Source organism: Pseudoalteromonas ulvae UL12 (assembly GCF_014925405.1).
Lineage (GTDB): Bacteria > Pseudomonadota > Gammaproteobacteria > Enterobacterales > Alteromonadaceae > Pseudoalteromonas > Pseudoalteromonas ulvae.
Genome location: NZ_AQHJ01000028.1, coordinates 206,556 through 222,537 on the forward strand (window position 1 = coordinate 206,556; position 15,982 = coordinate 222,537).

Sequence of the window (15,982 nt, forward strand, 5' to 3'; positions counted from 1 at the left end):
TTTTGTAAAACAGATGTGACTTGAGTTTATATATCTGTTAAAAACTTAAACTAAGAATATTTTTTGTCGTAGGAATGAGGAATTCATATGTGTTCAATCTTTGGGGTATTAGATATAAAATCTGACCCAATCCAGCTTCGTACTCAAGCTATCGAAATGAGTAAATTATTACGCCATAGAGGACCTGATTGGTCAGGTGTCTATTCATCAGATAAAGCCATTTTAGTACACGAACGACTTGCAATCGTTGGCGTCTCGAGTGGTGCACAGCCATTATATAATCCTGAAAGAACCCATGTATTAGCCGTCAACGGGGAAATTTATAATCATAAAGAGTTAGCAAAATCATTAGAAATTGATTTTGAATTTCAGACAGAATCCGATTGTGAAGTCATTTTAGCCTTGTATAAACAAAAAGGGGCACAGTTTTTAGATGACTTAAACGGTATTTTTGCTTTTTGCCTGTATGATGAAGAGACAGATTCCTATTTAATTGGCCGTGACCATATTGGGATTATTCCCCTTTACACTGGCACAGATGAACATGGTAACTTTTATGTTGCTTCAGAATTAAAAGCGTTATCGCCTATTTGTAATCAGATCCAAGAATTTCCTCCGGGCCATTATTTATCCAGCCTTGATGGCCCGCTGACTCCATATTACCGACGTGATTGGCAAAGTTATTCGGCAGTTGCGAACAACGATGCTAAACCAGAAACCGTAAAAATCGCTCTTGAAGCTGCTGTTAAACGCCAACTAATGTGTGATGTACCTTATGGCGTCCTTCTTTCTGGTGGGTTAGATTCTTCAGTTATCTCAGCAATTACTCAACGTTTCGCTGCAAAGCGCATTGAAGATGACGATAACTCCAATGCTTGGTGGCCTCAGCTTCATTCATTTTCTGTGGGCCTTGAAGGTTCGCCAGATTTAGCTGCTGCTCAAAAAGTTGCGGATATGATAGGTACCGTTCACCACCCTATTCACTTTACTGTTCAACAAGGTATCGATGCGCTAAAAGAAGTGATTTATCATCTTGAAACGTATGATGTCACCACCATTAGAGCTTCGACACCGATGTATTTAATGGCCAGACAAATAAAAGCCATGGGCATCAAAATGGTGCTCTCGGGTGAAGGCGCGGATGAGTTGTTTGGTGGCTACTTATATTTCCATAAAGCACCCAATGCTCAAGAATTTCATGAAGAACTAAATCGTAAGGTATCAAAATTACATATGTTCGACTGCTTAAGAGCCAATAAATCGATGGCCGCTTGGGGAGTTGAAGCACGTGTACCATTCTTAGATAAAGAATTTGTTGATACAGCAATGCGTATTAATCCTGAAGCTAAACTTTGTGGTGCAAACGGTAAAATTGAAAAACATATTTTACGTGAAGCATTTGATGGCTATTTACCAGATGAAGTGCTTTGGCGCCAGAAAGAGCAATTTTCAGACGGCGTGGGTTATAACTGGATTGATTCTTTAAAAGAGTATGTTGCAGCTCAAGTGACAGATCAAATGCTCGATAATGCGGCGTTTAAATTCCCAATTAATACACCTGATAGCAAAGAAGCCTATTTTTATCGCTGCATTTTTGCGGAACATTTTCCAGGAGACGCATCGTCACATTGCGTTCCTCATGGTAAGTCAGTGGCTTGTTCTACTCCTGAAGCGCTTGCTTGGGATGCATCATTTGCAACCAATGCAGATCCATCCGGTCGTGCCGCGGGTGTACATAACGCCGCCTACGAAAAGAAATAATAATATTAGGTTCATAAAAAAGGCTAGAATACAAATCTAGCCTTTTTAACACACACTGATTATTTATTTTGATTTTTGTCGTTGTAAATCTTTTTGTGTTTGCTTGGCAACTTTTCGTTGTTTCAAGACTTCCTGTGCCTCATGGCCGATATGACCTTCGCCGCGGGCTTGGGCGAGCTCAATCTGTTTTTGACGCTCAGCGAAACGAGCACGCTGCTCATCGGTCACTTCATTGTGACAATGATGGCATGATACCCCTTCCATGTACTCTGGCTTGAGTTTTTCATCTTCCGTAATAGGCATGCGACATGCGTGACATTGGTCGTAAGAACCTTTTTGCAAATCATGATCAACGGCTACACGATTATCAAACACAAAACATTCACCTTGCCACATGGTCTCTTCTTTTGGCACTTCTTCAAGGTATTTTAAGATCCCACCTTCAAGGTGGTAAACTTCTTCAAAACCCTGCTCTTTCATATAAGCCGTTGATTTTTCACAGCGGATCCCACCGGTACAAAACATGGCTACTTTTTTATGTTTAGCTGGGTCTAAATTTTCCTCAGCCCACTTTGGAAACTCTCGAAATGTCTTTGTGTTTGGATCAACCGCATGCTGGAAAGTGCCAATTTCGATTTCATAATCGTTACGAGTATCTATCAGGATAACATCAGGATCTGAAATAAGTGCATTCCAGTCTTTTGGTTTAACGTAACTCCCAACCACTTTCAATGGATCAACCCCATCCACTCCCATGGTGACAATTTCTTTTTTCAATTTTACTTTTGTTCGATAAAACGGGCATTCATCATCGTATGATTCTTTACTGACGATATTATCTAAATTTGGTTGCTTATCGAGCCACGCGAGTAACGCATCAATGCCTGCTCGTTTGGCTGAAACCGTACCATTAATGCCTTCTGCGGCAATTAATAATGTCCCTCGTACTTCATTTTGCTCCATTACGTTTAACAGTGGCTGACGTAATGACTCGAAGTTTGGCAATGTCACAAATTTATAAAGTGCACAAACAACAAAGTGTTCAGCGGTAGCATTGTCTTTATGAATAGCTGTCATGGGTTTTCCTATTTTGCTTTTAAGTGCCTAAGAGGCGTTTACCGAAACGTAAATCCGGCGCATTTGGGTGGCGTATTTTGCCTAAAAAGATAAAATAAATCAAATTGGCTGTGAGCTGTTAAGATGTTGGTATATAATATCGCGCTTTTTTAATTTATGTTTTGGAGTTTTATTTTGTTATTTGAAGAGTTTGGTATTGATAAACGTTTGCTAACTCAATTGGCGCATCAAGGGATCAAACACCCGACAGATGTACAGCAACAAGCAATTCCCATTGCCATCTCTGGACAAGATTTATTTGTACAATCCAAAACAGGCTCAGGTAAAACCTTGGCTTTTTTAGTGCCACTTTTGCAACGGTTAATCAAACAACGAGCATTAAGTAAGCGCGATCCTCGTGCATTAATTATCACACCCACTCGAGAGTTGGCGAACCAAGTATTTTCGCAGTTGCGTTTATTAATTGCTGGTTCAAATATAAGTGCGACAAAAGTACTTGGTGGAGATAATTTCAACGATCAAATTAAATCATTGAAAAAAGACCCTCATATCATTGTTGGTACACCTGGCCGACTTGCTGATCATCTGAAACAGAAGTCTTTTTTTCTATCTGGGCTTGAATTATTAATCATTGATGAAGCTGACCGCATAATGGATTTAGGTTTCAAAGATGAAATTGACCTCATTAACCAACAAGCTGATCACCGTTTAAGACAGACTCTTTTATTTTCTGCCACATTAGAGCACAGCCAAATAGACGCGATTAGCCGTAATTTATTAAAATCGCCCAAGAAAGTGACTTTGAGTGAATCAAATGAACAACATGATGATATTACACAAAATATGTTTTTTGCGGATCATTTATCACATAAAGAAGCACTATTAAGTCATTTTTTAACTAAACAAAATGTTGGTCAATGCATTGTTTTTACAGCAACACGACAGGACACCTATCGGTTGAGTCAACTACTTGAAGAATCAGGGTTAAAAGCACAACCTTTAGCAGGTGATATGACACAAGCAAAACGCTTATCTATCATGGATGCGTTTTCACGAGGTCAATTTCAGGTGCTAGTCACAACAGATATTGCCTCTCGAGGTCTTGATTTACTAAATGTGACTCATGTGATTAATTTCGATCTACCGAAGCAAGCTGAGGAATATGTTCACCGCATTGGTCGTACAGGCCGAGCAGGCTTTAAAGGATTTGCTTATTCATTGGTTGGCCCAAAAGATTGGGATAGTTATTTAGCGATAAAATCTTTTTTACAACACGAGTTAACGTTTTTAACAGTTGATGGTTTAGCAGCTAAATTTAAAGGCATAAAACCGATAGACAAAAAGCCTGTCGTTAAAAATAAAGCGAGCACCGCTAACAGTAAAAAAACAAAGCCTGTTGCAAAGAAAAAACCAGTTAAAAAAATAATTGTTCAACCAATCGACATTGATGGCTCAGCCCCTCTTCGTCGCAAACCAAAACCGGAGTAAATCATGCCTTCTTTAGGAAAATTCAACCAATTAACGATTGAAGAGATCTGCCATGAAGGTGCCTATTTAAATGGGGCTGAATTAGGTGAAGTCTTTATTTCAGCGCACGAATTAACACCCGATGATCATGAAGGGCAAAGCATATCTGTTTTTGTTTATTTAGATTCACAAGGTGTTGCAACGGCAACGCGCAAAAAACCGTATGCTCAATTGGGTGATTTCACTTTATTGCGTGTTAAAGAAATAAATAGCACCGGTGCCTTTGTTGATATTGGTTTAGATAAAGATTTACTCGTCCCTTTTAATGAACAAAGCCCTAAAATGGAGCAAGGTCGTTCTTATGTTATCCACTTTTACCTCGATAAGGCGAGTGGAAGAATGTGTGGTTCGAGTAAACTCAATAAATTTTTAGATAAAACGCCTGCAACTTATGAATCATTACAAGAAGTAGATTTGATTATTGCAGGAAAAACAGACTTAGGTTACAAAGCGATTGTTAATCAAGCTCATTGGGGCATAATTTATCACGATCAAGTTTTTAAGCCTCTTTTCCCTGGTCAAGTATTTAAAGGATTCGTGCGCAAAGTTCGTGAAGATAATAAGCTCGATTTATTATTAGAAAAACCAGGCATGGCCAAGATAGATACGTTAAGCAACCAGATCCTGAGTGAACTTGAAAAAAATAATGGCTTTTTAGCACTCGGAGATAAATCAGATCCTGTTCTAATCAAAAAAACCTTCTCAACGAGCAAGGCCAATTATAAGAAAGCGATTGGCGGTCTCTATAAACAAGGTTTAATTGATATTGAAGCTACAAGTATAAAATTAAAAAAGGCTCTTTAGAGCCTTTTATAAAAAGTTTGTTTCCATACTTGCAATATCTAGAGGTAAAACACAACGTTGATACCTCTTCGCATACTTCTCAAACTCCTCAGTTCCGCTAAATTCAAGAGGAGCTAATCGAAAAACTTTATCTTTACACTCATCGTGAAAACTAGAAATATAAGTTTGGCACTCATCTAACGATGAACCATTTTTTTCTAGTTGTAGCTTTGTTGTTTCACAGTTGATTTGTAACTTGATTTTTGCAGCATTTGCAGCTTCAAACGAAGTCACTTTAGAAGTACTTAATTGGTTTAAAAAAGAATTATATTGCTCGTATTTCGCAGAGGCTGAGTATTCATTATACCCAAACGTAATGACGACTAAAATTAAGATAAACGCAGGTAAAAATTTCATAAATATGGCACTTAAAAAAATAATTATTGTTATATAAGAAACAATAATTGTGCCATATTTAAATTATAAATAAAGGTTAACTTTCATTTAGTGAGCGGTTTATCTCATTTAATGTTTGTGCAGGGTTGCTTGACTGAGTGATTGGGCGGCCAATGACTAAATAGTCACTGCCACTTTCTATCGCTTGTCTAGGTGTCATTATTCTTTTTTGATCGCCAGCATCACTCCCCGCAGGTCGGATACCAGGCGTGATCAGTTTAAACTCTTGACCAAACTGCGCTTTTAACGTTTGAGATTCTTGTGCTGAACACACAACTCCATCTAATCCAGACTCTTTAGCTAAATTAGCGAGATAAATAACTTGCTCGGCTGGTGATTTGTTCACTCCAAGGCGCTTTAACTCAGCTTCGTCCATACTTGTTAAAACGGTAACGGCAATTAATAGCGGTGCATTGTCACCAAATTCTTCTAATGCAGCTTTAGCTTTTTGCATCATTTCTGGACCGCCACTTGCGTGGACATTCACCATCCAAACGCCCATTTTTGCCGCCGCAGTAACTGCTTTTGCAACTGTATTTGGAATATCATGAAACTTTAGATCTAAAAAAATATCGAAACCTAAATCAATCAATTGCTGCACAAATTGAGGACCGAAATACGTAAACATTTCTTTGCCTACTTTCAAGCGACATTCATTCGGTGAAAGCTGCTTTACAAATTCAATTGCTGCATTTTGATCATCATAGTCTAAAGCAATTAAAACTTTAGGATCGTGTATATCTGACATAATTTACCTATTAAAATCCATCTAGCCCACGGCTAGGAATAATTGACTCCCAATGTTTGCAAGATGGGCAAGACCAATACAAAGTATGACTTGTGAACCCACAATGCTTACATTGAAATTCTGATTTAGTGGCTATATAGCTTTTAACCAAAGAGTTAATTTCATCAATCAAAGGGCCTACATCGACATTTTTTATCGCAAGCAAGTCAAGTAATGAACTAAACCCTCTGATATTTGGTTGCTTCTCTAGACTTGCAGTAAGAAATGAAATCGCTTTATCAGTTTGATCAACACTCACTAAATACTTGCAGTATTTTAATTTAATGAGAATCCCACCTCTGGCCACTTCTTTTTCAATTAGCTTATTGAAATCGCTGGCTAGATTAAGCTTATGATAGCAAATCTCTAAGTCATCGATGAACACGGGAGTGTATTGAGGTGACTGGACTAATAAATCACGCCAATAGGAAATTGCTTTGAGGTAATCTTGTTTGATGAAAGAGGCTTTTCCTAACTCATACAAGGGGCGCACTACGTTTGTATCTATGTTAATTATTTTTTTTATTAATTTTAATTGTTGCTTTTCAATAGCAAGTTCACAATAAAAATTGGCCACACCTAACTTCAATTGCTGTTTAGTAAATAAAGTAGGGAATTGTTCGAATATAGAAATCCCTTTTTTCCAGTCACTAGTTTGTTGATAAATATTGAAGAGAATTTCAAGAGCTTGAAGATTTTTTTGCTTAACGAGTACTAATAACTGCTCTTCAGCACAATCAAACATTCCTGCCATGACATAATCTTCGGCAAGAGCTATCTGTATTAATTCTTTTGTTGGATTATCTAAGGCAGGCTGTTTCAGTAATAGCTCATGAATTTTAATGGCGCGATCGAGTTCCCCTCGTCGTCGAAACATGGCAGCTAGAGTGAGATAATGTTCTACGGAATCAGCTGATACTTCAAGTAAGTTGATTAAGTATTCAAGTCCTTGGTCTTCTTCACGATCAAGAAGGTACTTTAAGCCTTTGTTATATTGGGAGGTGATTTCGCGACTTTGTTGATCGGCTTGATTTCTGGCGCTATTCCTACCCATAATCCAACCATAAGCAGCTGCAACAGGTAGTAATAAAAATAACAGTTCTATCATTTATTAACTGTCTTTTAATACAGAAAGCTTATTTTTTCGTTTTAGACGATAGTTATGCCATTTAAGTGAGGTAAACACTTTAAAGCTAATTAAAATCCCAACGATTATTCCAACTGAAAAGGCGATGCTAATTACAACAGCTAATGGAATATTTGTGCTAGCAACAATATAGTTTAGCGTAACGACCTGTGGGTTTTGAGTCCCCAATAAAAAAGCCAATACTAATATAGTTGCTATACATAGTACTTTAGTGATTCTGAACAACAGATAACTCCAGTACCTAAAATTAGTTATTCAAACTTTCGTTAACACGATCACGAAGTTCTTTTCCTGGCTTGAAATGAGGTACGTATTTACCTTGTAACTCAACAGTATCGCCTGTTTTAGGATTACGGCCTACTCTAGGAGCACGATAGTGTAATGAAAAACTACCAAAACCACGGATTTCAATACGCTGCGATTCAGACAAAGAATCAGCCATTTGCTCTAGAATTTCTTTTACTGCATTTTCAACATCTTTAGTTGGCAAGTTTGTATGTTGTTCTGCTAATTGTTCTATCAATTCTGACTTGGTCATGAAATGTCCTCAATGATCATAATAAGAAGGGCTTTCGCCCTTCCTAGATATTAGACTAATTTAGTCTTTTTGTGCATTTTTAAATGCTGCAGCCATTGCGTTTTCAAACTCTGGCTCTTCTTTCTTAAGCTTTTCTAGAACTTCTTTTTCTTCAGCTTCGAATAATGCTTTAACAGATAGGCTTAATGTACGATTCTTACGATCAACACCTACATATTTAGCTTCTAATTCGTCACCAACAGAAACTACAGAAGTTGCATCTTCAACACGCTCTTGAGCGATATCAGATACACGGATGTAGCCTTCAACACCTTCAGCGATTTCAATTGTTGCACCTTTAGCATCAACTTCAGTCACTTTACCTTTAACAATAGCACCTTTTTTGTTGCCGTCTAGGTAGTTGTTGAATGGGTCGCTTTCGATTTGCTTAACGCCTAAAGAAATACGCTCACGCTCTGGATCTACTTGTAGAACGATAGCTGTGATTTCGTCGCCTTTCTTATATTCACGTACAGCTTCTTCACCTGGAGCATTCCAAGAAATGTCTGAAAGGTGAACTAAGCCGTCGATTCCGCCATCTAAGCCAATGAAGATACCGAAGTCAGTGATTGACTTGATCTTACCAGTAACTTGATCGCCTTTATTTTGAAGACGAGCAAATTCTTGCCAAGGATTAGCAATACACTGCTTAAGACCTAGAGAAATACGACGACGTTCTTCATCGATCTCTAATACCATTACTTCAACAGTATCGCCTAAGCTAACAACTTTAGATGGGTGGATGTTTTTGTTTGTCCAATCCATTTCAGAAACGTGAACTAAACCTTCAACGCCTTCTTCAATTTCAACGAAACAACCATAGTCAGTAAGGTTAGTTACACGACCAGTAAGCTTTGAGCTCTCTGGGTAACGGCCAGCGATTGCTGCCCATGGATCTTCGCCTAACTGCTTAAGACCTAAAGAAACACGCGTTTTCTCTTTGTCGAATTTTAATACTTTAACAGCGATTTCATCGCCAACGTTTACGATTTCAGATGGGTGCTTAACACGTTTCCAAGCCATATCAGTGATATGTAAAAGACCGTCTACGCCACCTAAATCTACGAACGCACCGTAATCTGTAAGGTTCTTAACGATACCTTTAACTTCTTGACCTTCAACAAGGTTAGCAAGTAATTCATCACGCTCTTGTGAGTTTTCAGATTCGATAACTGCACGACGAGATACAACAACGTTATTACGTTTTTGATCAAGCTTAATTACTTTGAACTCTAACTCTTTGCCTTCAAGGTGAGTTGTGTCACGTACTGGACGAACATCAACAAGTGAACCAGGCAAGAACGCACGGATAGTATCAACTTCAACAGTGAAACCACCTTTAACTTTACCGTTGATAACACCAGTAACAGTTTCTTGTTCTTCACAAGCTTTCTCTAGGCGGATCCAAGCTTCGTGACGCTTCGCTTTCTCACGAGAAAGGATAGTTTCACCAAAGCCATCTTCAATTGCGTCTAGCGCTACATCTACTTCATCGCCTACAGCAACTTCTAGTTCACCAGCAGCATTTTTGAATTGCTCGGCAGGAATTGCACTTTCAGACTTAAGACCAGCGTCTACTAGTACGATGTTATTTTCGATTGAAATAACTGTACCTTTAACGATTGACCCTTGTTGAGCTTCAAAACCTTTTAAGCTTTCTTCAAATAACTGCGCAAAATTTTCTGACATACGAGATACGTCTCTAAATATAATTCCAATTAGCAACCTTGCCGCATGGGGTTGTTTATTTAGCGGTTACCATCCATAGCATTCGCTGTAAAATTAAATCGATTTAGTATATAAATCAAATATTTGTGTAAATACTTCTTCTGCATTCATTTCAGTGGTATCAACAACAATTGCATCCTCTGCAGGTACAAGTGGAGCGACACTTCTGTTCATATCGCGATCATCACGCGCTTGAATATCGTGCAGCAAGTCTTCGATTTTAACATCAAGACCTGATTCCTTCAACTCATGATAGCGACGATTTGCTCGCTCTTGTGCTGAAGCGGTTAAATAAATCTTTAGCATGGCATCAGGAAAAACAACTGTGCCCATATCACGACCGTCTGCGATGAGACCATTTGTACTTCTAAACGCACGTTGACGACGCAGTAATGCTTCTCTTACTCTTGGGAGTGCTGCAACTTTTGACGCCACGCCTCCGACTTTTTCATTGCGGATACGTTTGGTGACATCTTCACCTTCGAGTACTATTCTGCTCATTCCTTTTTCTGAATCAATCAAAAACTGAACATCTAAATTAGCAGCTAAAGGGACTAATGCACTTTCGTCACTGTCGGTAATATTATGATGAATAGCTGCAAGGGCGAGCACACGATAAATTGCACCACTGTCTAGAACGTCCCAGCCTAATTTCTCGGCTAATAAACGACAAACAGTCCCTTTTCCTGAGCCACTTGGACCATCAACTGTGATCACCGGTTCAATTGCCTGCATTTAAACCTCCATCAATGCATACAAAAATTGTCGCGCGCATTATAAGCGATAAACAAAAATTTATCGCTTATATTCCGATGTTTTTATAAATAAAATTAATTACTAATTGTTTCTAAAGTATCGAAATAGGTCGGAAATGTTTTATGTGTGCATTTAGGATCGTTGATAACTATGTCGTATCCACCGACAGCAACCATTGAAAAACACATAGCAATCCGATGGTCATTGTAAGTGTCTATTTCAGCAAGTTTGATTGTATTGGGTGGCGTGATCTCAATGTAATCGTGCCCTTCAATTACCTCTGCCCCTACTTTTCGCAGTTCAGTCGCCATTGCAGCGAGTCTATCGGTTTCTTTTACCCGCCAATTATAAATATTCCTAATGGCCGTTTTGCCTTTTGCAAACAGCGCAACAGTGGCTAATGTCATCGCCGCATCAGGAATTGCATTCGCATCAATATCTACGCCTTTTAGTGAGCCTTTCTCGACAACTAGTTTATCGGGATACCATGTTACTTTTGCACCAACAGCTTCCATTACTTTAGCAAAATCAATATCACCTTGAACACTGTTAGTGCCAACACCATTGATCTCTATCTCACCACCATTAATGGCTGCCGCAGCAACAAAATAAGAAGCAGAAGATGCATCTCCTTCAACCATAATTTGTTTTGGAGACTGATAGCTTTGTCCTGATTGAACATAAAAACTTTGGTAATCAGAATTAATCACCTCAACCCCAAAACGCTTCATTATGTTGATGGTAATATCAATATAGGGTTTAGAGACTAATTCACCTTTAATCTTGATGTGGGTGTCTTCGCTAAATAATGGCGCAGCCATTAATAACGCGGTTAAAAATTGGCTCGAAATACTGCCATCGATGACCACTTCCCCGCCTTTAATTGGTAAGCCAGTAATTTTTAATGGTGGGTAATCAGTCTCTGCAAGGTATTTGATATCTGCACCTAAGTGCATTAAAGCATCAACTAAATGACCGATTGGGCGTTCATTCATGCGAGGCTCACCAGTGAGCTCTGTGTTAATCGCACTGGCCGCTAACACCGCCGTCAAAGGTCGAAATGCAGTTCCGGCATTCCCAAGAAATAGTGGCTCGGTAGGTTGAGTGAATCGCCCTCCAGTACCTTGAACCCACGCTGTGGTTCTGTCTGGGTTAAGTTTAACATCTACGCCTAATGCGGCTAATGCTTCAAGCATTCGTCGAATGTCATCACTGTCGAGTAAATTATCAACTTGAGTCTCACCTTCGCACAAGGCCGCTAAAAGCAAAATGCGATTAGATAAACTTTTAGAACCTGGCAAAGTAACACAACCCGATACACCTTTAATGGCTTTTAAAAATAACTGTTCCATTAACTGTGCTCCTGTGCAAAGCGTGCCATAAATTCAACTAACGCAACCACGCCTTCATAGGGCATCGCATTATAAATACTGGCACGCATCCCACCGACTGAACGGTGTCCTTCAAGGGCTAACAAACCAGATTCTGACGCTTTTGATAAAAATACGGAATTTAGTGATTCATCGTTGAGCCAAAACGGAACATTCATTAATGAGCGAGAGCCACTTGCTACTTTATTTGAATAGAAATCGCTGCTATCAATGAAATCATATAATAACTTAGCTTTCTTTTTATTGAGCTCTTCTACGGCTTTCACTCCTCCTTGGTCTTCTATCCATGCAAACACTTCATTTGCTAGATACCAAGCGAACGTAGGTGGAGTATTAAACATGCTGCCTTGTTTCGCTTCTAAGGCATAATCAAGGATCCCTGGACGGGGTAAGCCTTCTCTTTCTAGAAGTGTTTTTTTAACAATAACAATACACAGTCCAGATGGACCAATATTTTTTTGAGCACCCGCATAAATTAAATCAAAATCTGACACGTTAATTTCACGGGACAAAATATTTGAAGACATGTCAGCAATAATCGGCGCTGTAGGATGTGTAGGAGCATCAAATAATTCAATCCCATCAATTGTCTCATTAGGACAATAATGGATATAAGAAGCTGTGTCTGGTAATTCCCACTCAGCAACAGGGATCACCGAAAACTCGGATTCACTGTCATTACGAATATCAATAGACACTGCATTTGTGAACTTACACGCTTCATCAAACGCGCCTTGCGACCAAATGCCGCTGTGACAATACACTGCGGGTGCATTATCTTGATGTAAATTAAGAGGTACTGCCGAAAATTGCCCTCGTCCACCACCGTGCATAAAGAGTACAGCATACTCTTCTGGGATATTCATTAGGCGACGTAGCCGTTCTTCGCTTTGCTTTGCAAGTGCTAAAAAAGGATCGCTGCGATGGCTTATCTCCATCACCGAAACCCCAATCCCTTGCCAATCTAAAAATTCTTGTTGTGCTTTTTGCATTACAGCAGGCGGTAAAGTTGCAGGCCCCGCACAAAAATTATAAACACTCATTCCCATTCCCCTCATTGTTTATAAAAATTAATATGGTTCAAATTTGTCATAACCAAACGATTTTACTAGAAAAAATTCAGAGATAAACGAAGGTGAAATATACAAATTTGAGTGATATTAACTCGATTTAAATGTGAAAAAAGCGGCTTTCGCCGCTTTTTTATCTGAACAAACGTTTATTCGTCTGTTGCTGTTGTCTCAGTCGTTGTTTCTTCGCCTTGCGCGTCTTCAACGACATCTTCAATATCTGCGACTTCTATTTCATCAATACGTTGTAAACCAACTACCTGTTCTTCGTCAATAGTTCGAATCAAAATAACACCTTGTGTATTTCGACCGACTGTAGAGACTTCCTGAACACGAGTTCGTACTAACGTACCACGATTTGAAATCAGCATGATTTCGTCGTTTTCGTTAACTTGTACGGCACCGACTACTTTACCATTACGTTCACTGACTTTAATCGATACAACACCTTGTGTTGCACGCGATTTAGATGGGTAATCTTCTAATAGTGTCCGTTTACCATAACCATTTTCTGTGACCGTTAAGATAGAGCCATCAGATTTTGGTACAATCAACGATACGACACGTTGACCATCAGCAAGTTTTATCCCGCGAACACCCGTTGCTGTGCGACCCATAGGGCGCACACCTTTGAACTTAATTTCTGGTTGACCATTTTCATCAAGAACAGGGTTACCATTTTCATCAAGTACAGGGCTTTCTTCAGACTCTTTAAAGCGAACCACTTTACCAGCGTCTGAGAACAGCATAATTTCATTACTGCCATCAGTGATATCTACACCAATTAAGCTATCACCTTCGTTTAAGTTAACGGCAATAATACCACTTGAACGTTGGCGACTATAGGCTGTGAGTGGTGTTTTCTTAACCGTACCAAACGCTGTCGCCATAAAGATGTATTTGTTTTCTTCATATTCACGTACAGGCAAGATAGCCGTAATACGTTCATCTGCTTCAAGAGGCAATAAGTTAATGATTGGCTTACCACGTGCAGCACGACTGGCCAGCGGTAACTGATATACTTTCAGCCAGTACAAACGTCCCGACGTCGAGAAACATAAAATAGTATCGTGTGTATTAGCAACCAGTAAACGCTCGATGAAATCTTCATCTTTCATCTTTGTTGCTGACTTGCCTTTACCGCCACGTCGTTGCGCTTCATAATCACTTAAAGGCTGATATTTAACATAACCTTCGTGTGATAACGTCACTACTACATCTTCTTCATTGATCAAGTCTTCTAAGCTGATGTCATGTGCAGCGGCGGTGATTACCGTGCGTCGTTCATCACCGTATTGCTCTTTGGCTAATTCAAGCTCTTCGCGGATAACTTCGAGTAAGCGCTCCGGTGATGACAAAATATGAAGTAGTTCAGCAATAAGTTCGAGTAGCTCTTGGTATTCACCTAAGATTTTCTCGTGCTCTAAACCTGTTAAGCGGTGTAGACGAAGCTCTAAAATAGCTTGAGCTTGTTGCGCTGATAAATAATATTGGCCATCTCGAATACCCAGTTCAGCATCAAGCCACTCTGGACGAGCGACATTTTCTTCACCGGTACGCTCAAGCATTGCCTGCACGTTACCCATTTCCCACGCTCGAGAAATTAACGCTTCTTTGGCTTCAGCTGGCGTTGGCGAGCGACGGATCAATTCGATAATTGGGTCTATATTTGCCAGTGCAATTGCTAGCCCTTCAAGAATATGCGCGCGATCACGTGCTTTACGTAAATCAAATACGGTTCTGCGTGTCACCACTTCGCGGCGGTGAACCACAAACGCATGTAGCATTTCTTTCAGGTTTAAAAGTTTGGGTTGGCCATTATCCAACGCAACCATATTAATACCAAACACGGTTTGCATTGACGTTTGCGCATAAAGGTTATTTAAAACGACTTCGCCGACTTCACCACGTTTAATTTCAACGACAATACGCATCCCATCTTTATCAGATTCGTCACGTAGTGCACTGATCCCTTCGATTTTTTTGTCTTTTACCAGCTCAGCAATTTTTTCAATTAATCGCGCTTTATTAACTTGATAAGGGAGTTCATCAACGATGATGGTTTCTTTCCCTTTCTCATCGGTCTGAACTTCAGCATTGGCACGAATATAAACTTTACCACGACCTGTTTTATAGGCTTGTTCAATGCCTTTTTTACCACTAATAATCGCTGCAGTTGGAAAGTCTGGGCCTGGAATATACTCAAGTAACTCATCAATCGTAATCTCTGGGTTATTGATAAGCGCTAAACAGCCATTAATCACTTCATTCAAGTTATGCGGTGGGATATTGGTCGCCATACCAACAGCAATACCAGAGGAGCCATTCACTAATAGATTAGGAATTTTTGTTGGTAAAACTGCTGGGATTTTTTCAGTTCCGTCGTAGTTGTCTACATAATCTACCGTTTCTTTTTCAAGGTCGGCTAACAACTCATGAGATACGCGAGCCATTCGAATTTCGGTATAACGCATTGCAGCAGCGGAGTCGCCATCGACAGAACCAAAGTTACCTTGGCCATCTACTAGCATATAACGAAGCGAGAACGGCTGAGCCATACGAACGATGGTATCATAAACAGCAGAATCACCATGAGGGTGGTATTTACCGATTACATCACCGACGACACGGGCAGATTTTTTATAAGGTTTGTTCCAATCATTCTTGAGTTCATTCATCGCAAACAGTACGCGGCGATGAACAGGCTTTAAGCCATCACGAACATCAGGTAAGGCTCGACCAACAATTACGCTCATTGCATAATCGAGGTAAGAACTTTTGAGTTCGTCTTCAATATTAACTGGAAGGATTTCATTGGCGTGATCAGTCATGTTGATTTCACTTCCTTCAGTCGACTAAAAATTGTTAATCATTATTGTTGTCGGTACCATGCTACCACATAAATATAAATTTTACAGGGCG

The 15,982-nt window shown here is 39.5% G+C and carries 14 protein-coding genes; 3 read left to right on the top strand and 11 right to left on the bottom strand.

The annotated features are described in order from the left end of the window. Window positions 1–87: 87 nt before the first annotated feature. The gene (asnB, locus tag PULV_RS11245; protein ID WP_193331746.1) at window positions 88–1,761 is read left to right on the top strand and encodes an asparagine synthase B; all 1,674 of its coding nucleotides are present in this window, start codon (window positions 88–90) and stop codon (window positions 1,759–1,761) included. Between the two features lie 63 nt (window positions 1,762–1,824). On the opposite strand, the gene trhO is transcribed toward asnB, so the two are convergent. After that, on the bottom strand, window positions 1,825–2,838 hold the full coding sequence (trhO, locus tag PULV_RS11250) for an oxygen-dependent tRNA uridine(34) hydroxylase TrhO (protein WP_086745059.1): 1,014 nt from the start codon (window positions 2,836–2,838) through the stop codon (window positions 1,825–1,827). A 156-nt stretch (window positions 2,839–2,994) separates the two neighbouring features. Here trhO and PULV_RS11255 point away from each other — a divergent pair, with 156 nt between their 5' ends. After that, window positions 2,995–4,326: a DEAD/DEAH box helicase gene (locus PULV_RS11255; RefSeq protein ID WP_405127489.1), complete on the top strand. Its 1,332-nt coding sequence runs from the start codon at window positions 2,995–2,997 to the stop codon at window positions 4,324–4,326. 3 nt (window positions 4,327–4,329) lie between these two features. Next, complete coding sequence (locus PULV_RS11260) at window positions 4,330–5,169, top strand: CvfB family protein (protein ID WP_193331747.1); 840 nt, start codon at window positions 4,330–4,332, stop codon at window positions 5,167–5,169. A gap of 6 nt (window positions 5,170–5,175) precedes the next feature. Here the strand turns inward: PULV_RS11260 and PULV_RS11265 are convergent, their stop codons facing one another. From PULV_RS11265 to gyrA, 10 genes are all read right to left on the bottom strand, one after another. Further along, entirely contained in the window at window positions 5,176–5,565 is a 390-nt protein-coding gene (locus tag PULV_RS11265; RefSeq protein ID WP_193331748.1) for a hypothetical protein, read from the bottom strand. Between the two features lie 76 nt (window positions 5,566–5,641). Beyond that, on the bottom strand, window positions 5,642–6,352 hold the full coding sequence (pyrF, locus tag PULV_RS11270; RefSeq protein ID WP_086745062.1) for an orotidine-5'-phosphate decarboxylase: 711 nt from the start codon (window positions 6,350–6,352) through the stop codon (window positions 5,642–5,644). A 10-nt stretch (window positions 6,353–6,362) separates the two neighbouring features. After that, entirely contained in the window at window positions 6,363–7,499 is a 1,137-nt protein-coding gene (gene lapB / locus PULV_RS11275; protein WP_086745063.1) for a lipopolysaccharide assembly protein LapB, read from the bottom strand. A gap of 3 nt (window positions 7,500–7,502) precedes the next feature. Next, window positions 7,503–7,763: a lipopolysaccharide assembly protein LapA domain-containing protein gene (locus PULV_RS11280; RefSeq protein WP_086745064.1), complete on the bottom strand. Its 261-nt coding sequence runs from the start codon at window positions 7,761–7,763 to the stop codon at window positions 7,503–7,505. Between the two features lie 22 nt (window positions 7,764–7,785). Then, window positions 7,786–8,076: an integration host factor subunit beta gene (gene ihfB, locus PULV_RS11285; protein WP_086745065.1), complete on the bottom strand. Its 291-nt coding sequence runs from the start codon at window positions 8,074–8,076 to the stop codon at window positions 7,786–7,788. A gap of 60 nt (window positions 8,077–8,136) precedes the next feature. Then, window positions 8,137–9,804, bottom strand: coding sequence for a 30S ribosomal protein S1 (gene rpsA / locus PULV_RS11290; RefSeq protein WP_086745066.1), 1,668 nt, complete (start codon window positions 9,802–9,804; stop codon window positions 8,137–8,139). A 93-nt stretch (window positions 9,805–9,897) separates the two neighbouring features. Next, window positions 9,898–10,578, bottom strand: a complete 681-nt coding sequence (gene cmk / locus PULV_RS11295) for a (d)CMP kinase (RefSeq protein WP_193331749.1) — start codon at window positions 10,576–10,578, stop codon at window positions 9,898–9,900. Between the two features lie 95 nt (window positions 10,579–10,673). Next, entirely contained in the window at window positions 10,674–11,951 is a 1,278-nt protein-coding gene (gene aroA, locus PULV_RS11300; RefSeq protein ID WP_193331750.1) for a 3-phosphoshikimate 1-carboxyvinyltransferase, read from the bottom strand. Beyond that, complete coding sequence (gene serC, locus PULV_RS11305; RefSeq protein WP_193331751.1) at window positions 11,951–13,033, bottom strand: 3-phosphoserine/phosphohydroxythreonine transaminase; 1,083 nt, start codon at window positions 13,031–13,033, stop codon at window positions 11,951–11,953. The genes aroA and serC overlap by 1 nt, the downstream gene beginning before the upstream one ends. 176 nt (window positions 13,034–13,209) lie before the next feature. Beyond that, on the bottom strand, window positions 13,210–15,891 hold the full coding sequence (gene gyrA, locus PULV_RS11310; protein WP_193331752.1) for a DNA topoisomerase (ATP-hydrolyzing) subunit A: 2,682 nt from the start codon (window positions 15,889–15,891) through the stop codon (window positions 13,210–13,212). Window positions 15,892–15,982 lie beyond the last annotated feature (91 nt).